The following is a 23,964-nucleotide window of genomic DNA, read 5'->3' as shown; positions in this document are numbered from 1 at the left end:
AGGGTGACCTCGTGACTCATGCTCGTGATGAACGCGCCGCGCTCTGCGACCTGTTCGACCGGCTCGGACCGGACGCGCCGACGCTCTGCACGGGCTGGACCACCTCCGACCTGGCCGCCCACCTGGTGCTGCGCGAGCGCAGGCCGGACGCGATGGGCGGCATCGCGATCAAGCCCCTCGCCGGCTACACCGCCTCGGTGCAGAACGGCCTCAAGGCCAAACACCCCTACCCCGAGCTGGTCGATCTCGTACGCAAGCCCGGCGGCGTCTACGCCCTGCTGCCCTTCCTCGACGACGCCGTCAACACGCTGGAGTTCTTCGTGCACCACGAGGACGTCCGCCGCGCCCAGCCGTCGTGGGAGCCGCGCGAGTTGTCCGAGGACTTCGAGCGGCTCATCTGGAAGCGGGTCTCGTCGGGCACCCGGCTGATGTTGCGCAGGGCGCCGGTGGGCGTGGTGCTGCACCGGCTGGGCGGCGGCGTGGTGCTCGGCGGGCCGCGCGGCGGCGCCCGGGTGGAGGTCACCGGGAGGTCGGCCGAGCTGCTGATGTTCTGCTTCGGGCGGCAGGAGCACGCCAGGGTGGAGCTCACCGGCGATCCCCACGCCGTCGACCAGCTGCGCGAAGCCTCACTCGGCGTGTAGCCGTTACGTGTATCGGCGCTCGCCGATGGTGGCCTGTGCCGGCCGTCGCAGCGCGGCGATGAGCGTGTCGCCCGCTGCTCGGCGGCTTCGGGCCGGTGGTGACGCGCCTCGCTGGACGGGCTGCGGGAGCTGGTGAGCGGATCCGGCGGCGCTCGCCGCGCTGTGGGCGCAGATCATCGCCTGGGACCTCTTCGCGGAAACCCGGCGCGGCAGGCGCTCGTCCTTAGTCTCCAGCCCTTACCATGGCAGAGGAAAGAAGCCCCCCGGTTAGGATCATGAACATCTTCACAGAAGATGCCACTGATCGCCCAGATCCGGGTATATACGGCTGGGAACGGACTGCAGGAGGCCCCCCATGCAGGTCAAGAAGGTGATCACCTACGTGGCTGTCGCGTTCGTGGTCTTCTACCTTTTCACCAAGCCGACCGAAGCGGCGGCAGCGGTCAGCGGTGTCTTCGAAGGAATCCTTCAAGGAGCCAACCAGTTGGCCGTCTTCTTTACAAATGTTCTGACCTGACGGATGGTTCTTGTCTGCGTTTGATGCTTCCCCGCGCTGCCGGAACGTGTTACGCAGGCAGGATGAGAGATCGCCCGAGCGGCACCAAGATCAATCAGCTCGATCCCAACGCGCGGCGCATCCTCGAGCGAGCTGAGCTCGAGGGCATCGAGCTGATCCGTTTCCTGTACGCCGACCACGGTGGCGTGATCCGTGGCAAGGCGGCATCCCGGTCCCGGTTGGCCGAGCGGCTCAACACCGGCATCGGGCACACGGTGGCGATGATGGCGATGAACATGCTCGACCAGCTCCAGGACGTCGAGCACATGGGTCCGGTGGGCGAGGTACGCATCGTTCCCGACCCCGCCACGTATGTCCCGCTGCCCCACGCGCCCGGGGCGGCCGCGATGTTGTCGGACCTGTGCCTGCCGGACGGCTCGCCGTGGGGCGCCTGCGCGCGGACGTTCCTCAAGGACGCGATCGCCGAGCTCGCCACCGAGGGTTACACGCTGATGGCGGCGTTCGAGCCGGAGTTCACCCTCGGCCGCCGCCTGCCCGACCCGGCCGGCGGCCACGACCGGCTGGTGCCAATCGACGACTCGCTCTGCTACGCGAGCGCCGGGTTCGACACCGCGCACGACTACACCATCAAGCTCATCCGCGCCCTGGAGACGCAGGGCATGCGCGTCGAGCACTACCACCCCGAGCTGGGCCCGGGGCAGCAGGAACTGTCCGTACGCCACGCGCCCGCGCTGCGCGCCGCCGACAACCACGTCCTGTATCGCGAGACCGTGCGCGGCGTGGCCATGCGCATGCAGATGTGGGCCACGCTGGCTCCCAAGCCGCTGGCCGACCAGGCGGGCAACGGCGCCCACCTGCACCTGTCGTTGTGGAGCGACACCCAGAACGTGTTCGCCGACGACAGCGAGGTGCGCGACGGGTTCATCGGCGGCCTGATCGCCCACCTGCCCGCCCTGACCGCGCTGACCTGCGGCAGCGTCAACAGCTTCCGCCGCCTGGCACCCCGTACGTGGGCGAGCGCGTACGCCGTCTACGGCCCCGACAACCGCGAGGCCGCGGTACGCGTGTGCTCACCGCTCGGCGAGACCGGCGAGCCCAACCTGGAGCTGAAGCCGTCGGACTCCTCGGCGAACCCGTACCTGTCGCTCGGCGCCGTCATCCACGCGGGCCTGGACGGCATCCGGCGCAAGCTCGACCCCGGCGCGCCCGTGGACGTGGACCCGGACACCCGGCCGGGCCACTACCCCCGGCTGCCCGCCTCGCTGGATGAGGCGCTGGACGCGCTGGAGGCGGACGAGGTGCTCATGGAGGCGCTCGGGCCGCTGCGGCGCAGCGCGTATCTGGCCGTCAAGCGGTCCGAGGCGGCCGCATTCGCCGCCAAGGACGTCCCCTACGAGCTGTTCCACCACCTGCGGGTGTTCTGACGCCCAGATGCATGCGCCGGGCCACGGCCACGCATCGGCCCGCCGACGTCGCACCACGTCCAGCCGGCCCGGCTGGAGCGCCGCACGCTGGGGCGCCGCGGCGGTCGTCCGCCTCAGCGCCGTCGCGTCCGCCAAGGCGCAGCGCGCTAGCGGACCGGATAGCCTGCCAGGCGGAGGGTGTCCTTGACCTCGGAGATCTTCAGCGTGCCGAAGTGGAACACCGAGGCCGCGAGCACCGCGTCGGCGCCCGCCGCCACCGCCGGAGGGAAGTCCTCCAGGCGGCCCGCGCCGCCGCTGGCGATCACCGGCACCCGCACCGCCGCCCGGACCGCGCGCAACATCTCCAGGTCGTAGCCGTCGAGCGTGCCGTCGCCGTCCATCGAGTTGAGCAGGATCTCGCCCACGCCCAGCTCCTCACCGCGCGCCGCCCACTCCACCGCGTCGATCCCGGTCCCGCGGCGCCCGCCGTGGGTGGTCACCTCGAACCCGCTCGGGGTGCCCGGCGCCCGGCGGGCGTCCACGGACAGCACGACGCACTGGGCGCCGAACCGCCGTGACGCCTCGGTGAGCAGCTCGGGCCGGGCGATGGCGGCCGTGTTGAGCGAGACCTTGTCGGCTCCCGCGCGCAGCAGCCGGTTGACGTCATCCACCGAGCGCACGCCGCCGCCGACGGTGAGCGGGATGAACACCTGCTCGGCCGTCCTGCGCACCACGTCGAGCATGGTCTCGCGCTCGCCGGAGGACGCGGTGATGTCGAGGAAGGTGAGCTCGTCGGCGCCCTCCTCGTCGTAGCGCCTGGCCAGCTCGACCGGGTCGCCCGCGTCGCGCAGGTTCTCGAAGTTGACGCCCTTGACCACGCGCCCGGCGTCCACGTCGAGACAGGGAATGACTCTTACCGCTACGGTCATGCTCGCAGTGCCTCGATTTCGATCTCGACCAGCATTCTCGGGTCGACCAGTCCGGCCACCCGCACTCCGGTGCAGGCGGGGCGGACCTTGCCGAAGACCTCGCCGATGGCCCGGCCGACGAGGTCGAAGTGGCGCTGCTCCACCACGTAGTAACGCACCATGACGACATCTTCGCAGGTCAGACCACCCATGAGGACGGCTTCGAGGGCGATGTCGATCGCGGTCAGGCTCTGCTGGTAGGCGTCGCCGACGTGGCGTACCTCTCCGTCGACCGTGGCCGTGCAGCCGGACACGATCACCCGCTCACCCGCGACCACGGCGCGGGCGTAGCCGTACCTCTCCTCCCAGATGCCGCCTGAAAACACCCTCAGCCCGGTGCTTTCCATGCCGACACTCATTCGGCCCCCTCCCGGTGAAGCTACACGCGTACCGCGGCCAGTGCGCTTTCCAGAGTAAACGCGTGAGCGTAGAGGGCCCTGCCCACGATGACCCCCTCCAGACCGTTCGGGACCAGGGACGCGAGTGCTACCAGGTCATCGAGGCCGGAAACTCCTCCGCTGGCGATGACCGGCCTGTCGGTGCGGGCGCAGATCTGGCGGTAGAGGTCGAGGTTCGGGCCCTGGAGCATGCCGTCCTTGGTCACGTCGGTGACGACGTAGCGGGGGCAGCCGTCGGACTCGAGCCGGTCGAGCACCTCCCACAGGTCTCCGGCGTCCTCGGTCCAGCCGCGGGCGGCCAGCGTGGTGCCGCGTACGTCGAGCCCCACCGCGATCCTGTCGCCGTGCTCGGCGATGACCTTTTGGCACCAGTCGGGCTGCTCCAAGGCGGCGGTGCCGAGGTTGACCCGGCGGCAGCCGGTGGCCAGCGCGGCGGCCAGCGAGGCGTCGTCGCGGATGCCGCCGGACAACTCCACGTTCACGTCGAGCTTGCCGATCACGCCGGCGATCAGCTCCCTGTTGCTGCCCCGGCCGAACGCGGCGTCCAGATCGACGAGGTGGATCCACTCGGCGCCCGCCTCCTGCCAGGCCAGCGCGGCGGCGAGCGGCTCGCCGTAGCCGGTCTCGGTCCCGGCCTCGCCCTGGACGAGGCGTACGGCCTGACCGTCGACCACGTCCACGGCGGGCAGCAATACGAGCGACATTCAGATCCTCCGGTCGAAGGCGAGGGTCACGACAACGGGTGCGAGCAGCAGGGAGAAGACGAAGACGGCCAGGCTGAGCGTGAACGACCCCCAGACCAGCCACACGATCGCCTGGACGAGCAGGAAACCGAGCGCCACCACGACGTTCTGGGCGCGGTGGCGGCGGGCGATCAGGCCGCCCTGGCGGTAGAACCGCACCGGACGCGGGGTCAGGCGGGCGACCAGAGCGCGCCGGCGGGCCTTGCGGGCCTGCCGCTCCTCGTTGGCCCGGATCGCGCGCGCCCGCTCGGCCTCCCGCTCGGCCCTCCGGCGCGCCCGCTCCTTGCTCACAGGGCCTCCCCTGCGGGCACCTGCACGCGTGTCTGATCGTTCACTCGCCACGCTCGCTCACAGGGTGCCGAGCCAGTTCTTCAGCAGTACGGCCCCCGCGTCGCCGGACTTCTCCGGGTGGAACTGGGTGGCCATGAGCGGGCCGTTCTCCACGGCGGCCACGAACGGCACCCCGTGCTCGGCCCAGGTCACCACCGGCTCGGCGAACCCGTCGCCGGGCCGCAGCTCCCACTCGCGCACGGCGTACGAGTGCACGAAGTAGAAGCGGGCGGCGGCGTCGAGCCCCGCGAACAGGACGCTGCCGTCGGGGGCCTTGACCGTGTTCCAGCCCATGTGAGGCAGCACCGGAGCGTCGAGCCGTTCGACCGTGCCCGGCCACTCGCCGCAACCCTCGGTCTCCACGCCGTGCTCCACGCCCCTGGCGAACAGGATCTGCATGCCCACGCAGATGCCCAGCACCGGGCGGCCACCGGACAGGCGGCGGCCGATGACGCGATCGCCGTGGACGCCCTTGAGGCCCTTCATGCACGCCTCGAACGCGCCCACGCCCGGCACGACCAGGCCGTCGGCATTCAGAGCGGCGTCGAAGTCGGACGTCACGGTCACGTCGGCGCCCACCCTGGCCAGCGCGCGCTCCGCCGAGCGCAGGTTGCCTGACCCGTAGTCGAGCACCACCACTTGAGGACTCACCACCACAGCACCCCCGCCGTGATCGCCATCGCAGCGCCGACCGCGCAGACGACCGCACCGATCTTGAGCCCCTGCCTGAACAGAGAGAACACGCCACCGATCAGGAACAGACCGATGAACACCATCACCCCGGCGGTCCAGTTGTCCGTCATAGCACGCCTTTGGTGCTCGGGACGCCGCTGGCGCGCGGGTCGGGCTCCGACGCCTCGCGCAGCGCCCTGGCCAGGGCCTTGAACTGGGCCTCCACGATGTGGTGCGCGTTGCGCCCGTAAGGCACGTGGACGTGCAGGCAGATCGCGGCCTGGGCGACGAGCGACTCCAGGATGTGGCGCGTCATCGTCGTGTCGTAGTCGGGGCCGATCATCGGCGCCAGGCCCTCGGGCTCGGAGTGCACGAGGTAGGGGCGGCCCGACAGATCGACGGTGACCTGGGCGAGCGACTCGTCCAGCGGGCACGACGCGCTACCGAACCTCCTGATGCCCGACTTGTCGCCCAACGCCTCGCGGAACGCCGCGCCCAGCGCGAGCGCGGTGTCCTCGATCGTGTGGTGCGCGTCGATGTGCAGGTCGCCCTCGGTCTTGACGGTGAGGTCGAACAGCCCGTGCTTGCCGAGCTGGGCCAGCATGTGGTCGAAGAAGCCGACCCCGGTCGACACCTCGACCCGGCCGGTGCCGTCGAGGCCGACCTCCACCAGGACCGAGGTCTCCTTCGTAACGCGCTCGACGCGGCCTACGCGACTCACAGCACTCCTTCCAGGGCGGCACGGAAGGCCGCCATCTCCTCGCCGGTGCCGATCGACACACGCAGCCATTGTGGCGGGCCCACCTCGCGGATGAGCACCCCGCGCGCCAGCAGCCCCTCCCACACCTGACGCCGGTCGGGGAAGCGCCCGAACAGCACGAAGTTCGCGTCGGAGTCGGCCACGGCCAGGCCCTTGGAGCGCAGCCACGCGACGGTGTCGTCGCGCTCGCGCCGCAGCGCGTCGACCGTGCCGAGCAGCTCGGCGCGGTGCCGCAGCGCCACGCGCGCCGCCGTCTGGGTGAGGGTCGACAGATGGTACGGCAGCCGCACCAGCAGCAGCGCCTCCACCACGGCCGGGTGCGCGGCCAGGTAGCCGAGCCGGGTGCCCGCCATGGCGAACGCCTTGGACATCGTCCTGGTGACGATCAGCCTCGGGTGCGCGGGCAGCAGGGTGAGCGCCGACGGCGTGCCCTCGCGGGCGAACTCGGCGTAGGCCTCGTCCACGACGACCATGCCCGGCGCCGCCGCCAGCACCGCCTCGATCGTCTCCAGCGGCTGTGCGGTGCCTGTGGGGTTGTTCGGGGAGGCGAGGAAGACGATGTCGGGACGGTGCTCCTCGATCGCGGCGGTGGCCTTGCCCGGGTCGAGCGAGAAGTCCTCCTCGCGGCTGGCCTCGATCCACTCGGTGCTGGTGCCGCTGGTGATGATCGGGTGCATCGAGTATGACGGCTCGAACCCGATGGCGCCGCGGCCGTGGCCGCCGAACGCCTGCAGGATCTGCTGGAGCACCTCGTTGGAGCCGTTGGCGGCCCACACCTGCTCGGTCGTCAGGCCGTGACCGAGATAGGAGGCCAGGTCGGCGCGCAGGGCGGTGGCGTCCCTGTCGGGGTAGCGGTTGAGCTCACCCGCGTGCCGCCCGATCGCCTCGGCCAGGTCGGCGACCAGCTCGGGCGAGGGCGGATAGGGGTTTTCGTTGGTGTTGAGCCGGACGGGTACGTCGATCTGGGGCGCGCCGTACGGCGACTTACCCCGGAGGTCGTCCCTGATGGGCAGGTCGTCGAGGTTCACGCGGTCTCCGTGGGGGGCTCCGTGGGAACTTGCCAGTCGAAGCGGGCGCGGACGGCGGCGCCGTGGGCGGGCAGGTCTTCCGCGTCGGCCAGGACCGACACGTGGGCCGCCGCACCCGCGAGCGCCTCGCGGGTGTAGTCGACGACGTGGATGCCGCGCAAGAACGACTGCACCGACAGGCCGCTGGAGTGGCAGGCGCAGCCGCCCGTGGGCAGCACGTGGTTGGAGCCGGCGAGGTAGTCGCCGAGGGACACCGGAGCGTAGGTGCCCACGAACACCGCCCCGGCGTTCCGGATTTTTCCCGCTATTTCCCGGGCGTCGGCGGTGTGGATCTCCAGGTGCTCGGCCGCGTACGCGTTCACGACCTCGATGCCGTCGTCGATGGAGCCCACCAGCACGATGCCCGACTGCCTGCCGCCGAGCGCCTCGGCGATGCGCTCGGAGTACTTGGTCGCGGAGACCTGCCCCGGCAGCTCCTTCTCGACCGCGTCGGCCAGCTCGGCGCTGGTGGTGACCAGCACGGCGGCGGCGATCACGTCGTGCTCGGCCTGGCTGATCAGGTCGGCGGCCACGTGAACCGGGTCGGCCGTCTCGTCGGCCAGGATGGCGATCTCGGTCGGGCCCGCCTCGGAGTCGATGCCGATGCGCCCCTTGAGCAGCCGCTTGGCCGCCGCGACCCAGATGTTGCCGGGACCGGTCACCATCGTGGCGGGCGGGCACTCCTCGGTGCCGTAGGCGAACATGGCCACCGCCTGCGCCCCGCCCACGGAGTAGACCTCGTCCACGCCCAGCAGCGCGCACGCGGCCAGGATCGTGGGGTGCGGCAACCCGCCGAACGCCTTCTGCGCCGGGCTCGTCACGGCCAGCGAGCCGACGCCGGCCTCCTGGGCGGGCACGACGTTCATGACCACGCTGGACGGATAGACCGCGCGGCCGCCGGGGACGTAGAGGCCCACGCGCTCGACGGGCACCCACCGCTCGGTCACGGTGCCGCCGGGCACGACCTGGGTGGTGACCTCGGCGCGCCGCTGGTCGTGGTGGACCAGCCGGGCCCGCCTGATCGACTCTTCGAGCGCCGCCCGGACCTTCGGGTCCAGCTCGGCGAGCGCCCGGCCGATGGCCTCGGCGGGGACGCGCGTGGTGGCGATCTCGACGCCGTCGAACCTGGCGGTCAGCTCCCGTACGGCTGCCGCCCCGCGATGGCGCACCTCGTCGCAGATGGGCCGCACCTTCTCCAGGGCGGCCTCGACGTCGAGCTCGGCGCGTGGCAGCACGTCGCGCAGATCCTCGGGAAGAGAACCGCGCATGTCAATACGGGAAATCACTCTGACAGTTTACGGAGTCCAGCCCCCGAATCCCGCTCTGTCCATTATCCGGGACGCCGTCCAGGACAATGCCCACGACTCCCTGACGGCCGCAGGGCGGCGCTCGCCGACGCCGCGCCCACGGCCGCCGTCACCCCGGACCGGGCCTGCCGGGGCGTGAGCCGTGGCCGTCACGGGGGCACGGCCACGACCGAGGAAAGCCACGGCCATCACCTATGCCCGCCGCCGGCGCCCGCTAACGCGCCAAGCCAAGAAAAACTTTAAGTAAGTTACTTTTACCCTGGTCGCGTGTCCCGGTCGCGTCCCCGGCTCACGCCTCTCCTGAGGGCTTGTGAGTACTTTCACATTACGTGTCCATTATGTCCGACCCCTTAGGCTGGGCCGCCATGGGACAGTGGCGAGGCCCGGACGGCATCCTGGTCGAGGCGATCATTCTGGACGATCGCCCGCTGCTGCGTGTCTCCCACCGGGTCGACGGCAGGACCTACCTGCGCGGCTACTGCACCACCGTCTCCGAGCTCGGCGAACACGGCGTGGACCTGGCCGAACTGGTCGAAGACACCCCTCTTGACCATCTGTAGACCCCTATCCGCCACTGTCGATCAGGTGGACGGGGTACGGCATGCACCATGGTGCGGCTGCCGGCCTACGCGCCGATGCTGGCCCAGCTCGGCACCCTGACCTCCGTCCAGGGTGCGGACTGGGCCGTGGAGATGAAGTGGGACGGCGTACGCGCCCTGGCCTACGTCGAGGACGGGGCCGTTCGCCTGATGTCGCGCAACGCCAAGGACATCACCCCCGCCTATCCCGAGCTCCAGCTCATGGCCGGCGCCACCGGCGGCCACGCGGCCGTGATCGACGGGGAGATCGTGGCGTTCGACGAGACCGGGCGGCCCCGCTTCGAGGCGCTGCAGCCCCGCATGCACCAGCGCCACCCGACGGCCGTGGCGGAGCTGGCCGGGGCGGTGCCGGTCACGTACATGGCGTTCGACCTGCTGCACCTGGACGCGGCCAGCGTCGTCTCCCGGACCTACATCGAGCGCCGGGAGCTGCTGGAGAGCACGCTCACGCCCGGCTACCGGTGGGAGGTGCCCGTCTGGTTCGCCGACCACGCGGCGCGGGCGTTCGACTCCTCCAGAGAGCTCGGGCTCGAAGGCGTCGTGTGCAAGCGGATGGGCTCGCCGTACCGGCCGGGCCGGCGCAGCAGCGAGTGGACCAAGGTCAAGAACGTGCGCACCGTGGAGGTCGTGATCGGCGGGTGGAAACCGGGCGGCGGGCGGCGCGCGGGGATGATCGGGTCGCTGCTGCTCGGCGCCTACGACGGGCTCGGGCGGCTGGTGTACGTGGGGCACGTCGGCACCGGGTTCACCGAGGCCATGCTGCGTGACCTGCGCGAACGGCTGGCTCCCTTGGAGCGGCCCGATCCGCCGTTCGACGTGCCGGTGCCGCGCGAGCACGCCCGCGACACGCGCTGGGTGGAGCCACGGGTGGTCGGGGAGGTGCAGTACGCCGAGGTCACCGGGGACGGCATGTTGCGCCATCCCTCCTGGCGCGGGCTGCGGCCCGATCGCGAGCCGGACGAGGCCAGCACGACGGAGATCCTGCCTCCGGGGAGGGACGGAGACGCCGCCGTCGGCTGATCGCGACACGCGACCCCAAACTACATTTCGTCTCCAAATGGTGACTTAAAGTGATCGGATAGCTCGTCGATCTGCTCGGGGGGACACTGTGCCCAAGACCTTGGTCACCACGCTGACCACGCTGGCCGGCGTCGCGCTCGCGGCGCCCGCGGCGGCCGGCCAGCCGCCTGCCGCGACGGCCGACCGTCCTCCTGCGGCGGCCACGACAACCGGCTCGCCAAAGGACCAGCAGCCTGTGCCCGACTCGGCCGTGCGGGACCGGACGTGGGGGGCAGCGTCGTCGCCGCTGATGCGGCCGGAGCAGGCCGTGCGTTATTGGACCGTCGGCAAGCAGGCCAGGGCCAGGGCCGCGGACCTGCCGGAGAGCCTGCCGAGCCCCGGCACGGCCGAGCCACCCAGCCTGTCCGCCCAGGGCACGGCCGCGCGCCCCAGCATGCCTGGCCAGGTCACGGCCCAGCGGCCCGGCGAGGGCGAGACGGGGACGGCGCAGCGGCACAGCGTGCCCGTGGGCAAGCGGCTCACCCCCGGCGGGGACACCAACGGATACGCCCGGATGCGCCGCCCGTACACAAAGAGCGCCCTGAGCAGGATCAGCGGCCGGCTGTTCTTCGTCAACGCCGCCGGGCAGGGCGACTCCTGCAGCGCTTCCGTCGTGCGCTCCGCCGTCAGGCTGCTCATCGTCACCGCCGCCCACTGCGTGTACGGGGTGCCGGAAGGCGCGGCGACCGGCCGGTGGCACAGCAGCTTCGCGTTCGTGCCCGCCTACGACGGGCGGGCGGCCTCCGTCAGGCAGCGAGAGCCGTACGGCCGGTGGGGCGGGCGGCGGGCGTGGAAACCCGACGGCTTCACCGGCATGAACGGCGGCGACTGGAACTCGCCCTACGACATCGCCATCATCGAGGTGGGCAGGAAGAACGGCACCCTCCAGGAAGCCGTCGGCGCCTTCACCCCGATGCTCAACCAGGGCGGCAAGCACACCATCGCCACCATCGGCTACCCGGGCCTGCTCGGCAGGAAGCCGTACGACGGCCGGGACCAGCTCTGGTGCCTGGGCAGGACCCAGCCGTCGAACGGGATCACCGGCGCCGACACCATGCTCGCCGCCCGCGCCACGCCGAAGACCGGGCGGATGGAGACGTACAACTGTCACCTGTTCAAGGGCCACAGCGGCGGGCCGTGGGTGGTCGAGGGCACCGGAGACCTGGTGGGCGTGTTGTCGGCGGGCAAGGAGGACGGCGAGACCGACGGCAACTCCGTCGCGAACGCCCTCAACCTCGAAGGCTACGGCGCGATCGTGCAGCAGGCGGATCCGCGCGGCGTGTACGACGCGCTGTCCATCAGGACGTCGGGGCCGTCCGAGCCGATCAGCCGCGGGACCGCCGCCACCGTCACCGCCATCGTCACCATGCGCGGCCTGATGGCCGCGGCACAGGTTCCCGTCACGATCACCCTGCCGCCCGGCACGAGCCTCGGCACCGTCACCGGCGCCGACTGCCACCAGGCGGACCGGCAGGCCACCTGCACGATCGGCGCCGTCCACCCGGGCAGGCCGGCCAGGATCACCGCCACCGTGAACATCGCCCCCGACGCCGAGCGCCAGCTGAAGATCGTCGCTCGCGTCACGTCCACGCGCCTGGACCCGTCCCAGAAGGACAACACCAGCGCCGTGCACATCACGACCGTCCGCTAGGTACCCGGGCGCAGGGGCTGAGCTCTTTCGGGTCTTTACGGCAGAGCACAGGCCACGGCGCGGGCCCATCAGGCGGGCTCGAGGGCGGGCTCCTTCAGGGTGCGGGCCAGCAGCCAGGCCAGCAGTGGGAACACGATCAGGCAGGCCAGCGCCACCCTCAGCGTGGCCGCCTCCGCCACGGCCCCCACCAGCGGGCTGGCCAGGCCGCCCACGCTCACCGCCAGCCCCAGGGTCACCCCGCCGGCCGTGCCCACCCTGGTCGGCAGGAAGTCCTGGCCCAGCGTGACATGCAGCGAGAACGGGGCGTACAGGGCGATCGAGGAGGCGGCGATGAAGGCGTACGCGACGGGACCGGGCGCGAGCACCACACCGGCGACCGCGGGGACGGCCACCGCGTAGGCCAGGCGCATCGTCCGCACCCGGCCCCAGCGGGCCGCGAGCCTGCCGCCCAGCACGGTGCCCGCTGCCCCGCCCGCGAACAACACGAACAACGCCACCGCGCCCGCCGCCCCGCCACCCATGTACAGGGCCACGAATGCGCTCAGCCCGACGTACACGATCGAGCGGAAGACGATCACCAGCGTCAGCCTGACGAACGACGGCCAGTCGTCGTGGCCGGACACCGGCCCGGCCGCCCGCACCGCCCGCCCGCCCCCGGCCAGCGCCCGGATCGCGGGCAGCGTCATCACCGCGCCCAGCACCGCGGGCGCCACCAGGAACGGCGAGGCGCCCAGCCCCCACCCCGCCAGCAACGGCGTCACCAGCACGGGAGCCGAGGCGAAACCGAGGGTGCCGCCCAGCGAGAACCAGCTCATCCGGACATGGCTGCCGTCGCTGGCGATCCTGGCCAGCCGCGCGGACTCGGGATGGTAGGCGGCCACGCCCAGCCCGGACAGCGCCACGGCCAGCCAGGTCAGCGCGTAGGAGTCCGAAACGCCGCCGAACGCCACCCCGGCGCCCGCCACCACCATGCTCAAGGGGATCAGCCACGGCATCCGCCACCGGTCGGTCAGCACGCCGAAGAGCGGCTGCACGATCGACGACGACAACGTCGCCGCCAGCACGATGCCGGAGACGGCGACGTACCCGTACCCGCGGCCGGCCACCAGGAACGGCACGAGCGCGGGGACCGCACCCTGGTAGAAGTCCACGGAGGCGTGACCGGCGGCGAGCGTGGGGACCCTGTTCACACCTCCGATCCTGGCTCAGGTGCCCACTGGCCAGCTTCCGATAAAATGCCAATCGATGACGGAAATCCGCCACCTCCCCGAGGCTCCCACCGGACGGCGTCCCCTGGCGCCGGGATCGGGCATCGACGCGCACCGGCACGACACCCACCAGATCGTGTACGCCTGCCGCGGCGTCCTCTCCGTCACCACCGGCTCCGGCACGTGGGTCGCCCCGGCGAACCGGGCGATCTGGGTCCCGGCCGGCACGGTCCACGAGCACCGCGCACACGGCGACACCGACCTCCGCCTGATCGGCCTCACCGGCAACCCCCTCGGTCTCGACCGCCCCGCCGTGCTCGCCGTCGGCCCCCTGCTCCGCGAACTGATCATCGCCTACACCGACGACGCCGAGTCCGGCGATCCAGCCCAGGGCGACGCCAAGTACCGGGGTGAGCGAGGGCGGTTGCTGGCCGTGCTGCTCGACCAGCTCAAGCACGCCCCTGAACAGCCCTTCCACCTGCCCACCGCCGACGACCCCAGACTGGCGGCCGTCTGCGCCATCCTGCACCGCGACCCGGCCGACCCCAGGACCCTGACGCAACTGGCCGCGCAGGCGGGCACCAGCGATCGCACGCTGGCCCGGCTGTGCCGCCGCGAGCTCGGCATGAGCTTCCCCCAATGGCGCACCCAGCTACGCCTGCACCACGCGCTGCTCCTGCTCGCCGACGGCGTCCCCGTGACCGCCGTCGCCCATCGGTGCGGATGGGCCTCGGCGAGCGCGTTCATCGACGTGTTCAGGCGGGCGTTCGGGTACACCCCGGGCCAGGCCTTTACATTGTAGATTCGCTACAATCGGATCCCGTGAGCAAATCGAAGGGCAAGAGCGGCGGCACCCCGGCCACCATGGCGCTGGCCAAGGCCAAGGCCGACTTCACGCTCCACCCGTACGAGCACGACGCCTCCGCCCAGGCCTACGGCGAGGAGGCCGCCGACGCGCTCGGCGTGCCGTACGAGCGGATCTTCAAGACGCTGGTGGCCGAGGTCGAGAGCGGACTCGCGGTGGCGGTCGTGCCGGTGTCGGGCAAGCTCGACCTCAAGGCGCTGGCCGGCGCGCTCGACAGCAAGCGGGCCGCGATGGCCGACGCCACCAGAGTGGAGCGGGTGACCGGCTACGTCGTGGGCGGCATCAGCCCCCTGGGCCAGCGCAAGCAGCTGCCGACGGTGGTCGACTCCTCGGCGCTCGACTTCGAGACGATCTACTTCTCGGCCGGGAAACGCGGCCTGCAGATCGAGACCGCGCCCGACAACCTCATCACGCTCACCAGAGCCGTCACCGCCCCCATCGGCAAGGCCGGCTAGTCGGGAGACCAGCCATACGGGCCGCGGGAGTCGCCCCAGTACCGCTCCTCCGGCCAGCGCCGCTCCTCCGGCCAGCGCCGCTCCTCCGCCCGGCGCCGCTCCTCCGGCCAGCGCTGTTCCCTGGGCCACCCGAGTTCCGCGTCCATCGGGTCCTGGCCGAGCAGCCACTTGAAGAGCCTGCGATGCCGCCTGCCGAACGGGTGGTCGCCGCGCTTCTTCTTGCGCTCCTCCTCCGCCAGCGCCTGCTCCAGCCCGGGCGTGTTGCCGCCGCCGAAGCGCCCCATGTCCGGCCCCGGGAACCCCTTGGGCTCGATGCTCTCCAGCGCCGACCCCATCGATTCCACCCAGATCGGCCCCGGCAGCGACGCCCCCTGCACCGAGCCGTAGTACTGGTCCCCGATCTGCACCCCCTGCAGCGGGAACCGGTAGGAGCCGCGGATGTCCCCCACGCTGACCGCCGCCGCCAGCGCGGGTGTGTAACCGGCGAACCAGGCCGAGGTGTAGCCGTTGTTGGTGCCCGTCTTGCCCGCGGCCGGCCTGCCGATGCTCTGCCCCTGCATGGTGCCCTTGTCGAACACGCCGCCCAACACGTAGTTGACGGCGTCCGCGACGGGCCGCTCGATGACCCGCTCGCAGGCGGGCGGCACGTGCGTGCGCCGCCCGTCCCTGCCGGTGATCTCCATGATGGCCAGCGGCCGGCAGTAGAGCCCCCTGGCCGCGAACGTCGCGAACGACGCCGCCACCGTCACCGGATCCATCTCATTGACGCCCAGCGTGAACGTCGGGACCTCCCGCAGCGCCTTCCCGTCCGCCCTGATCGCGCCGAGCGCCTTGGCCGTGCGCACCACGTTGCAGAGCCCGACCTTGCGCTCCAGCATCATGTAGAAGATGTTCACGGACTTCCAGGTGCCGGTCTCGATGCTGTGCGGGCCGCCGGAGCCCTCGCCGCTGGCGTTGAGGATGCGCGAGTCCGGATCGTTCACCTGCTTGCCGGAGCAGTCGCGGTAACCGGCCGCCGGCACCAGCTCCCCCGGCGTGTTGAAGCCGTCGTTGAACCTCCACCCCTGCTGCAACGCCGTGGCCAGGGTGAACACCTTGAACGTCGACCCGGCCTGGAAGCCCTGGCCGCCGCCGTGCGCCACGTCGGCGGGCAGGTTGAAGGTGGTCTTGGGGCCGTTCTTCCTGTTGCCGGGGTTGCGGCCGAACCGCTTGCTGGCCGCCATCGCCCTGATCCGCCCGGTCCGCGGCTCCACCATGGCCTCGGCCGCCACCTCGGTGTCCTCGGGCGAGACATGCCGGCTGATGGCCTTCTCGGCGGCGCGCTGCGCGATCGGGTCGAGGCTGGTCCTGATCACCAGCCCGCCCCTGGCCATCCTGGCCCGCCGCTCGGCGGGGGTGCTGCCGAAGGCCGGATTCGTGAGCAATTCCTCCTGCACATACAGGCAATAGAACGGGAACTCGCTCTGCTCACACCCTCCGGGCTCGGGCCTGAGTCTGAGGTCGAGTGGCGAGCTCTTCGCGCTCGCCGCCTCCTGCTGCGTGATCTGCTTGAGCCCGGCCATGCGGTCGAGCACGAGGTCCCGCCGCATCTTCAGCCGCTCCCGGTGCGCCGCGCCGAGCGAAGGATCGGTCGAGTACGGCATCTTCACCGCCCCCGCCAGCGTGGCCGCCTGGGTCAGGGTCAGCCGGGAGGCCGACGTGGAGAAGAAGCGCCTGGCCGCCGCCTGCACGCCGTGCGCTCCGGCGCCGAAGTAGGCGATGTTCAGGTAGCGCTCCAGGATCTCGTCCTTGCGGTACTTCTTCTCCAGCGCCAGCGCCAGCCGCAGCTCGGTGATCTTGCGGGCCAGGTTCGGGGCGCGGGCCCGGTCGCGTTCGGTGTCGGTGCGGGCGCTCTCCACCAGGATGTTCTTGACGAGCTGCTGCGTCAGCGACGAGCCGCCCTGCCGGATGCCGCCGGCCTGGGTGTTGGTGAGCAGCGCCCGGATCGTGCCCCTGACGTCGAGGCCGCCGTGCTCGTAGAAGCGGGCGTCCTCGATGGCCACGATCGCCTTGCGCATCACCGGCGCGACGGCGCCGAGGCGCACGTTGGTCCTGTTGGCCTCGTAGAACTGGGCGAACTGCCGGCCGTCCTTGTCCAGCAGCCTGGTCACCTGCGCGAGCTGCTCCTCGCGCGGGGCGGGCGGCAGCTCGACGAAGGTGTTCGCGACGCTCCTCGCGGCGATGCCGCCCCCGCTGACCACGGGCGCGAGCAGCGCCGCCGTCAGCACCCCGCCGAGCGCCCCCGCCATTGCGAGCGCGCCGACGGATCTGAGTAGGGTCACTCAGATGATCTGCGACGCCCCGATAGGCGGCAAACACCCGCTTCCCGCCTCTTTACCGTTGCCGTGTGATGTTCAGACCGAGTGAGGCGAACTGCTCGTACGGCCGGTGGTAACCGCGTTCGATGTGGTGCACGCCGCGCAGCGTGGACGTCCCGTCGGCCACGGCGGCGGCCAGCACGGCGGAGAATCCGGCCCTGATGTCGGGCAGCGTCACGTCGGCGCCCCTGAGCTGGGACACGCCGCGCACCACGGCCGAGTGCCTGGCGTTGGTGTCGTGGTAGCGGCAGGCGGGCCCGCCCAGGCACTGGTCGAACACCTCGATCTCGCAACCCATCTTCTGCAGCGCGGGGACGTACACCAGCCGGTTCTCGAAGACCGTCTCGTGCAGCACCGACATGCCCTGGCTCTGCGTGAACAGCACCATGAGCGGCGTCTGCCAGTCCGTCATGAACCCGGGGTGGGTGTCGGTCTGCACCGCCGCCGCGCGCAGGCCCTCGGGGGGCGCGGTCGCGCACAGGTACTCGTCGTTGATGTCGAACTGGGCGCCCATCCTGGCCAGCGTGGTGATCGCGGTGACCAGGCGGTCCTGCGGGCAGCCGTGCACCCGCACCTCTCCCCCGGTGACCAGGCCCGCCGCCAGGTACGAGAACGCCTCGATGCGGTCGCCGGTCAGCCAGGTGGAGGCGCCGCGCAGCCGTTCGACGCCCTCGATGACGATCCTGCGGTCGGGCGAGAGCTCGATCCTGGCCCCCATCCGCTGCAGGAACAGCGCCAGCTCCACCACCTCCGGCTCCATCGCCGCGTTCTTCAGCACGGTCTTGCCCTCGGCCAGCACCGCCGACATCAGCACCGTCTCCGTGGCGCCCACGCTCGGGTACGGCAGCTCGATCCGGGTGCCGTTGAGGCGTTTGGCCTTGGCGAAGATGCCGCTGTCGCCGACCTCCACCTCGGCGCCCATCGCGCGCAGGGCCTCCACGTGGAAGTTCACCGGCCGCCGCCCGATCGGGTCGCCGCCGACCAGCGGGACGAACGCCTCCCCCGCCAGGTGCAGCAACGGGCCGAGCATGAGGATGGGGATGCGGTTCAGCCCCGTGAACGCGTCGGGCACCCGCGGTTCGATCTCCGGGCCCTGCGCGATCCTGATCTCCGTGCGGGAGATCTCGACGTTGATGCCGAGCGCCCGCAGCATGGCGGCGGTGATCCCGACCTCGCCCACCTCGGGGGCGTTGTGGATGCTGCTCTCCCCGGTGCCGAGCATGGCCGCGACCATGTGCTTGGACACGCCGTTCTTGGAACCGCGCACCTCGACGTCCCCGCGGAGCGGACCGGAGGGATCTATCAACCAGACCTCTTCTGCAATCACGAAGCGAGCCTAGCCGGGCGATACCATCGAGCTGATTCGGACGTACATGTGAGGGGGAGTGGCGTGACGAGGGAAGTACGCGCTTTTGCGGTAACTGTCCTCACACTCGCCGCTCTCGGGGTGGCCGCCGGGCTGCTCTGGTCGGGGCTGACGCCCCGGGCCCCGTACCAGGTCACGGAGCAGGGGACGGTGCTGGCCGACCCGACCACGCAGGCGCTGATCGCGGCCGACGGCTGGTTCGCGGTGATCACCGGCGGGCTGGGGCTGCTGTGCGGCGGGGTCGCGTGGTTCGCCGGGCGGCGGTGGATGTTGCCGGTGCTGCTCGGGTTGTGCGCGGGCGGCGTGCTGGCCGCGATGCTGACGTTGTGGGTCGGGTCCACGTTCACGATCGGGGCGGTGGTCGTCGAGGCCGCCGCGGTGCCCGGGGTGAAGGTCGTGCCCGGGGCGCTGAAGCTGACCGCCTCCGGGGTGCTGGTGTCCTGGCCGCTGCTCGGGGTGGGGTTGTTCGGGCTGCTGGAGGGCATGCACGGATACCGCGAGTCGCCCCTGCGGCATCCGTTCGGGGAAATGCCCTAGATCGGCGGGCGGCGCAGGCCGTGCTGGGTGGCCTGCTCGAACGCGCGGGCCACGCGCAACACCCGGGCGTCCTCGAACGGCCTCCCGACAATCTGCACCCCCACCGGAAGATCATCCGTCGTGAACCCCGCGGGCACGGACGCGGCGGGCGCGTGCAGGACGCTGATCCAGTACGCCGAGCGCATCCACGCGAGGTAGTCGGGCAGCTCCTGGCCGTTGATCTCGCTGACGTGCGGCTGCTCGATCGGGAACGGCGGGACCTGGCTGACCGGCGCGATCAGCACGTCGTAGGTGTCGAAGAAGCCGGCCATGCGCTGGTAGAGGCGGCTGCGTGCCTGCTCGGCCCGGGCCAGGTCGGCGCCCGTGACCTTGTGACCCTGCTCGACGTTCCAGGCGGTGTTGGGGCCGAGCCCGGTCAGGTCGTCGAAGGACAGCGCGTAGTTCCACGCCCGGTAGGTCCTGAACGCGTCCTCGGCGTCCGACAGGTCCAGCTCGACCTGCTCGACGCGGGCTCCCAGCCGCTCGAACACCGCGGGCGCCGTCGCGGTGACCGCCGCCGTCCGCGGATCCACCGGCAACCCGCCCAGGTCCGGGCTCCACGCCACCCTCAGCCCCGCCACGCCCTGCTCGGGCTCAGGGGTGAAGACCTCCTTGATGGCGTACGGGGAGCGGCGGTCGAACCCGGTGATGGCCCCGAACATCAGCGTGACGTCCTCGACCGTCCTGGCCATCGGTCCCAGGACGGACAGGGTGTACCAGGCGTTGGCGTCGGAGATGACGGGGACCCGGCCGGGGGTGGGGCGCAGGCCGACGACGTTGCAGAAGGAGGCGGGGTTGCGCAGGGAGCCGCCCATGTCGGAGCCGTCGGCCAGCGGGACCATGCCGGTGGCCAGCGCGACCGCGGCGCCGCCGCTGCTGCCGCCGGCCGACTTGGACAGGTCGTACGGGTTCCTGGTGGCGCCGAAGACCTCGTTGACCGTGTGGGAGCCGGTGCCGAACTCCGGGGTGTTGGTCTTGCCGATGGTGATGGCGCCGGCGGCGCGGAGCCGCTGGACGATCAGGTCATCCTTTTCCGGGATATTTTGCGAATAGAGCGGCGATCCGTAGGTTGTCCGGATATTTGCGGTGTCGACGAGGTCCTTGTGCGCGACGGGCACGCCGTGCAGCGGCCCACCCGGCTCCCCCGCGTCAGCCGCCTTGGCCGCTTCGAGCGCCTGCTCGGCGACCAGGGTCACGATGGCGTTCACCCGCGGGTTGACCTGCTCGATGCGGTCGAGGTGGGCTTGCAGGACCTCCACGGCGCTCACCTGCCTGGTCCTGATCAGGTGTGCCAGCTCGGTCGCGGTCATGTAGTGCAGTTCGCTCACCCTGCGATCCTCGCGCACGGGCTCGCGAGGTGCGACGGCGAGGGTTGCCCAGCACCACCACACCCACTCGTCGGGTTCCCACCGGACCGCCGTACCGGATGGGGGTTTGAGGACCGGCGACGGCGGGTCAGGCGCCCAAACATGCCGGGCCGAGCAGCTGCTTGAGGTCGCCCATCAGGGCGGGCGAGGGCGTCACTCGCAGCCGGTCGTCCACCCGCATCACCGTCGTCCTGGGTCCGTTGTGGACCTGCAAGTGCACCTCCGACGTGCCCGGATGCATGGCCAGGATCTCCTTCAGCCGCCCCACCACCGGCGGCGTGCAGCGGGTCAGCGGCAGGCTCACCAGCAGCGGCCCGCCGGCCTCCTGGGTCAGGTCGGGCGCCGTCACCTCCATGGCGATGATCTTCGCCACGTCCTCGCGCTTGTCGATCCGCCCCTTGACGAACACGATCGCGTCCTCGGCCAGGATCGTCGAGCACAGCTGGTACGCCGACGGGAAGATCATCACCTCGATCGCGCCTTCGAGGTCCTCCAGCTGGGTCAGCACCCAGGTGTCGCCCTTCTTGGTGACCTTGCGCTGCACCCCGCTCAGGATGCCGCCCACGGTCACCACCTGCCCGTCGGACCGGCTCTCGTCCTGCACGGCCGCGATCGAGCAGTCGGCCCCCGCCGAGAGGATGTGCTCGACCCCGAACAGCGGATGGTCGGAGACGTAGAGACCGAGCATCTCGCGTTCGAACTGCAGGAGCGTGTTCTTGTCCCACTCCCCCACCGGGATCTGCACGTCGAACGTCTGGTCCTCGCCGCCCTCGATCGCACCGAACAGCGAGTCCTGGCCGATGGCCTCGTTCTTCTTGATGTCGATGATCGCGTCGACGGCCTGCTCGTGCACCATGACCAGGCCCTTGCGCACGTGCCCCAGCGAGTCGAACGCCCCCGCCTTGACCAGCGACTCGATCACGCGCTTGTTGCAGACTATGGCCGGCACCTTGCGCAGGAAGTCCTTGAACTCGGCGAAGCGGCCCTTCTGTTTGCGGGCGGAGATGATGCCGTCGACGACGTTGCCGCCCACGTTGCGGACGGCCGACAGGCCGAAGCGGATGTCGGTGCCGCGCGGGGTGAAGTCGAAGTCGGAGTCGTTGACGTCCGGCGGGAACACCTTGATGCCCATGCGGCGGCACTCGTTGAGGTAAAGAGCGGACTTGTCCTTGTCGTCCTTCACCGAGGACAGCAGCGCGGCCATGTAGGCGGCCGGGTAGTTGGCCTTGAGGTAGGCGGTCCAGTAGGCGATGAGGCCGTAGGCGGCGGTGTGGGCCTTGTTGAAGGCGTAGTCGGAGAACGGCAGCAGGATGTCCCACAGCGCCTTGACGGCGGCGTCGGAGAAGCCGTTGTCCTTCATGCCCTGCTCGAAGGAGGCGTACTGCTTGTCCAGCTCGGACTTCTTCTTCTTGCCCATCGCGCGGCGCAGCAGGTCGGCGCTGCCGAGCGAATATCCGGCCACCCGCTGCGCGATGGCCATGACCTGCTCCTGATAGATGATCAGGCCGTAGGTCGTGTCGAGGATGTCCTCGAGCGGCTTCTCCAGCTCGGGGTGGATCGGCGTGATCTCCTGCTGGCCGTTCTTGCGCAGCGCGTAGTTGGTGTGGGAGTTGGCGCCCATGGGGCCGGGCCGGTAGAGGGCGAGGGCGGCGGAGATGTCCTCGAAGTTGTCGGGGCGCATGAGGCGCAGCAGCGAACGCATGCCGCCGCCGTCGAGCTGGAACACGCCCAGCGTCTCGCCCTTGGCCAGCAGGTCGTAGCTCTTGCGGTCGCCGAGCTCCAGCCCGGGCAGGTCGACCTTCTCCCCCGTGGTCGCCTCGATCATCTTGAGGCAGTCATCCATGATCGTGAGGTTGCGCAGGCCCAGGAAGTCCATCTTCAGCAGGCCGAGCGTCTCGCAGGTCGGGTAGTCGAACTGCGTGATGATCGCGCCGTCGGCGTCGCGGCGCATGATCGGGATGTGGTCGGTCAGCACCTCGGCCGACATGATCACGCCGGCGGCGTGCACGCCGGTCTGCCTGATCAGGCCCTCCAGGCCCTTGCCGAGGTCCATCGTGGCCTTGACGTCGACGTCGTCGTCATAGAGCTTGCGCAGCTCGCCCGCCTCGTTGTAGCGCGGGTGGTCCTTGTCGAAGATGCCGGCGAGAGGGATGTCCTTGCCCATGACGGCGGGCGGGAACGCCTTGGAGACCCGGTCGCCCAGCGCGTAGGGGTAGCCCAGGACGCGTCCGGCGTCCTTGATGGCGGCCTTCGCCTTGATGGTGCCGAACGTGGCGATCATGGCGACCTTGTCGGCGCCCCACTTCTCGGTCACGTAGCGGATCACGTCGCCGCGCCTGCGCTCGTCGAAGTCGATGTCGACGTCGGGCATGGACACGCGCTCGGGGTTGAGGAACCGCTCGAAGATCAGGCCGTGCGGGATCGGGTCGAGGTCGGTGATGCCCATCGCGTACGCCACCAGCGACCCCGCGGCCGAGCCACGACCGGGGCCGACGGGGATGCCGTTGTCCTTGGCCCACATGATGAAGTCGGCGACCACGAGGAAGTAGCTCGGGAAGCCCATCTGCTCGATGATCCCGATCTCGTATTCGGCCTGCTTCTTGTGCTGCTCGTCGTAGCCCTCCGGCCAGCGCCGGTCCATGCCCTCCCAGACGCTCTGGCGGAAGAACGCGCTCTCCGTCATCCCCTCCGGGATGGGGTAGGTGGGCATGAGGTTCTTGAACTCGAAGAACCCGCTCGGATCGGCCCGCTCCGCCACCAGCAGCGTGTTGCGGCACCCCTCGGCCCACAGGTCGGAGGAGTCGACCGCGCGCATCTCGTCGGCGGTCTTGATGTAGTAGCCGCTGCCGTCGAAGCGGATCCTGTCGGGGTCGGACAGCTGCTTGCCGGTCTGGATGCACAGCAGGGCGTCGTGGGAGGCGGCGTCGGACTCGTAGGTGTAGTGCGAGTCGTTGGTCACCAGCGGCGGGATGTTCAGCTCCTTGCTGATCCTGGTCAGCCCGTCGCGGACGCGGCGCTCGATGTCGAGCCCGTGGTCCATGATCTCCAGGAAGAAGTTGTCCTTGCCGAAGATCTCCTGGTATTTCGCGGCCGCCTTGAGCGCCTCGTCGTCCTGGCCGAGCCGCAGCCTCGTCTGCACCTCGCCCGACGGGCAGCCAGTGGTGGCCATCAGGCCTTCGGCGTGCTCGGCGAGGATGTCGGCGTCCATCCGCGCCCACTTGCGGACGAACCCCTCGGTGTAGGCGCGCGACGACAGCCGCATCAGGTTGTGCAGGCCCGCCTTGTCGCGCGCCCAGATCGTCATGTGGGTGTAGTAGCCGCCCGCCGAGACGTCGTCCCTCTTCTGGTGCGGCTCGCCCCACAACACCGGCTTCTTGTTGTGGCGCAGCTCCGGCGCGACATAGGCCTCGATGCCGATGATCGGCTTGATCCCGGCGGCCGTGGCCTGCCGGTAGAAGTCGTAGGCGCCGTGCAGGTTGCCGTGGTCGGTGATCGCGATCGCGGGCATGCCCAGGTCGCCGACCTGTTTGAACATCTGCTTGAGCCGGGCGGCCCCGTCCAGCATCGAGTATTCGGTATGCACGTGCAGATGGACGAACGAGTCACTGGACGACACGGAGCGGCGCCTCCCGGTCTCGATGTTGATGACGCGCTC

The 23,964-nt window shown here is 70.6% G+C and carries 23 protein-coding genes; 9 read left to right on the top strand and 14 right to left on the bottom strand.

Going from position 1 to position 23,964, the window contains the following annotated elements:
* Positions 1 to 11: 11 nt before the first annotated feature.
* The 3 genes from ACFLIM_RS01825 (at position 12) to ACFLIM_RS01815 (ending at position 2,582) form a co-directional block, all read left to right on the top strand.
* Complete coding sequence (locus ACFLIM_RS01825; protein WP_393161131.1) at positions 12 to 641, top strand: TIGR03085 family metal-binding protein; 630 nt, start codon at positions 12 to 14, stop codon at positions 639 to 641.
* A gap of 355 nt (positions 642 to 996) precedes the next feature.
* Positions 997 to 1,158, top strand: a complete 162-nt coding sequence (locus ACFLIM_RS01820; RefSeq protein WP_393161129.1) for a hypothetical protein — start codon at positions 997 to 999, stop codon at positions 1,156 to 1,158.
* A gap of 62 nt (positions 1,159 to 1,220) precedes the next feature.
* On the top strand, positions 1,221 to 2,582 hold the full coding sequence (locus tag ACFLIM_RS01815; RefSeq protein WP_393161127.1) for a glutamine synthetase family protein: 1,362 nt from the start codon (positions 1,221 to 1,223) through the stop codon (positions 2,580 to 2,582).
* A 146-nt stretch (positions 2,583 to 2,728) separates the two neighbouring features.
* Here ACFLIM_RS01815 and hisF read toward each other — a convergent pair whose 3' ends face one another.
* Genes hisF through hisD form a run of 9 tightly spaced genes read right to left on the bottom strand, consistent with a single transcriptional unit; the run spans position 2,729 to position 8,785 of the window.
* Positions 2,729 to 3,490: an imidazole glycerol phosphate synthase subunit HisF gene (gene hisF, locus ACFLIM_RS01810; protein WP_393161125.1), complete on the bottom strand. Its 762-nt coding sequence runs from the start codon at positions 3,488 to 3,490 to the stop codon at positions 2,729 to 2,731.
* On the bottom strand, positions 3,487 to 3,876 hold the full coding sequence (locus tag ACFLIM_RS01805) for a Rid family hydrolase (RefSeq protein ID WP_393161123.1): 390 nt from the start codon (positions 3,874 to 3,876) through the stop codon (positions 3,487 to 3,489). Before ACFLIM_RS01805 ends, hisF begins: the two co-directional genes overlap by 4 nt.
* Before the next feature lie 32 nt (positions 3,877 to 3,908).
* Positions 3,909 to 4,631: a bifunctional 1-(5-phosphoribosyl)-5-((5-phosphoribosylamino)methylideneamino)imidazole-4-carboxamide isomerase/phosphoribosylanthranilate isomerase PriA gene (gene priA, locus ACFLIM_RS01800; protein ID WP_393161121.1), complete on the bottom strand. Its 723-nt coding sequence runs from the start codon at positions 4,629 to 4,631 to the stop codon at positions 3,909 to 3,911.
* Positions 4,632 to 4,961, bottom strand: coding sequence for a hypothetical protein (locus ACFLIM_RS01795; protein WP_393161119.1), 330 nt, complete (start codon positions 4,959 to 4,961; stop codon positions 4,632 to 4,634).
* 57 nt (positions 4,962 to 5,018) lie between these two features.
* On the bottom strand, positions 5,019 to 5,651 hold the full coding sequence (gene hisH, locus ACFLIM_RS01790; protein ID WP_393161117.1) for an imidazole glycerol phosphate synthase subunit HisH: 633 nt from the start codon (positions 5,649 to 5,651) through the stop codon (positions 5,019 to 5,021).
* A complete protein-coding gene (locus ACFLIM_RS01785; RefSeq protein ID WP_393161115.1) occupies positions 5,648 to 5,803 on the bottom strand; it encodes a hypothetical protein in 156 nt (51 codons plus the stop codon). The genes hisH and ACFLIM_RS01785 overlap by 4 nt, the downstream gene beginning before the upstream one ends.
* Positions 5,800 to 6,393, bottom strand: a complete 594-nt coding sequence (gene hisB, locus ACFLIM_RS01780) for an imidazoleglycerol-phosphate dehydratase HisB (protein WP_393161113.1) — start codon at positions 6,391 to 6,393, stop codon at positions 5,800 to 5,802. The genes ACFLIM_RS01785 and hisB overlap by 4 nt, the downstream gene beginning before the upstream one ends.
* The gene (locus ACFLIM_RS01775) at positions 6,390 to 7,460 is read right to left on the bottom strand and encodes a histidinol-phosphate transaminase (RefSeq protein WP_393161111.1); all 1,071 of its coding nucleotides are present in this window, start codon (positions 7,458 to 7,460) and stop codon (positions 6,390 to 6,392) included. Before ACFLIM_RS01775 ends, hisB begins: the two co-directional genes overlap by 4 nt.
* Positions 7,457 to 8,785, bottom strand: a complete 1,329-nt coding sequence (hisD, locus tag ACFLIM_RS01770; RefSeq protein ID WP_393161109.1) for a histidinol dehydrogenase — start codon at positions 8,783 to 8,785, stop codon at positions 7,457 to 7,459. The genes ACFLIM_RS01775 and hisD overlap by 4 nt, the downstream gene beginning before the upstream one ends.
* A 359-nt stretch (positions 8,786 to 9,144) precedes the next feature.
* On the opposite strand from hisD, the gene ACFLIM_RS01765 reads away from it, so the two are divergent.
* The 3 genes from ACFLIM_RS01765 to ACFLIM_RS01755 all read left to right on the top strand — a co-directional run bounded on the left by ACFLIM_RS01765 (position 9,145) and on the right by ACFLIM_RS01755 (position 12,115).
* A complete protein-coding gene (locus tag ACFLIM_RS01765) occupies positions 9,145 to 9,366 on the top strand; it encodes a hypothetical protein (protein ID WP_393161107.1) in 222 nt (73 codons plus the stop codon).
* A 48-nt stretch (positions 9,367 to 9,414) separates the two neighbouring features.
* Positions 9,415 to 10,425, top strand: coding sequence for a non-homologous end-joining DNA ligase (gene ligD, locus ACFLIM_RS01760; protein WP_393161105.1), 1,011 nt, complete (start codon positions 9,415 to 9,417; stop codon positions 10,423 to 10,425).
* Positions 10,426 to 10,513: 88 nt separating this feature from the next.
* Positions 10,514 to 12,115, top strand: coding sequence for a trypsin-like peptidase domain-containing protein (locus tag ACFLIM_RS01755; protein ID WP_393161103.1), 1,602 nt, complete (start codon positions 10,514 to 10,516; stop codon positions 12,113 to 12,115).
* A 68-nt stretch (positions 12,116 to 12,183) separates the two neighbouring features.
* On the opposite strand, the gene ACFLIM_RS01750 is transcribed toward ACFLIM_RS01755, so the two are convergent.
* Positions 12,184 to 13,305, bottom strand: a complete 1,122-nt coding sequence (locus ACFLIM_RS01750; RefSeq protein WP_393161101.1) for an MFS transporter — start codon at positions 13,303 to 13,305, stop codon at positions 12,184 to 12,186.
* Between the two features lie 55 nt (positions 13,306 to 13,360).
* Between ACFLIM_RS01750 and ACFLIM_RS01745 the strand changes: the two genes are divergently transcribed.
* Both ACFLIM_RS01745 and ybaK read left to right on the top strand, forming a co-directional pair.
* Positions 13,361 to 14,125, top strand: coding sequence for an AraC family transcriptional regulator (locus ACFLIM_RS01745; RefSeq protein ID WP_393161099.1), 765 nt, complete (start codon positions 13,361 to 13,363; stop codon positions 14,123 to 14,125).
* Between the two features lie 62 nt (positions 14,126 to 14,187).
* Positions 14,188 to 14,643, top strand: coding sequence for a Cys-tRNA(Pro) deacylase (gene ybaK, locus ACFLIM_RS01740; RefSeq protein WP_393161590.1), 456 nt, complete (start codon positions 14,188 to 14,190; stop codon positions 14,641 to 14,643).
* On the opposite strand, the gene ACFLIM_RS01735 is transcribed toward ybaK, so the two are convergent.
* Positions 14,640 to 16,964, bottom strand: coding sequence for a transglycosylase domain-containing protein (locus tag ACFLIM_RS01735; protein WP_393161097.1), 2,325 nt, complete (start codon positions 16,962 to 16,964; stop codon positions 14,640 to 14,642). The two genes, ybaK and ACFLIM_RS01735, sit on opposite strands and share 4 nt — an antisense overlap.
* Before the next feature lie 52 nt (positions 16,965 to 17,016).
* A complete protein-coding gene (gene murA / locus ACFLIM_RS01730; protein ID WP_393161095.1) occupies positions 17,017 to 18,327 on the bottom strand; it encodes a UDP-N-acetylglucosamine 1-carboxyvinyltransferase in 1,311 nt (436 codons plus the stop codon).
* Positions 18,328 to 18,390: 63 nt separating this feature from the next.
* On the opposite strand from murA, the gene ACFLIM_RS01725 reads away from it, so the two are divergent.
* Positions 18,391 to 18,903, top strand: coding sequence for a hypothetical protein (locus tag ACFLIM_RS01725; protein WP_393161094.1), 513 nt, complete (start codon positions 18,391 to 18,393; stop codon positions 18,901 to 18,903).
* Here the strand turns inward: ACFLIM_RS01725 and ACFLIM_RS01720 are convergent.
* Together ACFLIM_RS01720 and dnaE are read right to left on the bottom strand one after the other, a co-directional pair.
* Positions 18,900 to 20,270 (bottom strand): amidase, encoded by a 1,371-nt coding sequence (locus ACFLIM_RS01720; protein WP_393161092.1) that lies wholly within the window; start codon positions 20,268 to 20,270, stop codon positions 18,900 to 18,902. The genes ACFLIM_RS01725 and ACFLIM_RS01720 overlap by 4 nt on opposite strands.
* 127 nt (positions 20,271 to 20,397) lie before the next feature.
* Positions 20,398 to 23,925, bottom strand: coding sequence for a DNA polymerase III subunit alpha (gene dnaE, locus ACFLIM_RS01715; protein ID WP_393161090.1), 3,528 nt, complete (start codon positions 23,923 to 23,925; stop codon positions 20,398 to 20,400).
* Between the last annotated feature and the right edge of the window lie 39 nt (positions 23,926 to 23,964).

This window comes from Nonomuraea marmarensis (assembly GCF_043197025.1).
In the GTDB taxonomy this organism is placed as follows: domain Bacteria; phylum Actinomycetota; class Actinomycetes; order Streptosporangiales; family Streptosporangiaceae; genus Nonomuraea; species Nonomuraea marmarensis.
This window is presented reverse-complemented; position numbering and strand designations above follow the sequence as displayed.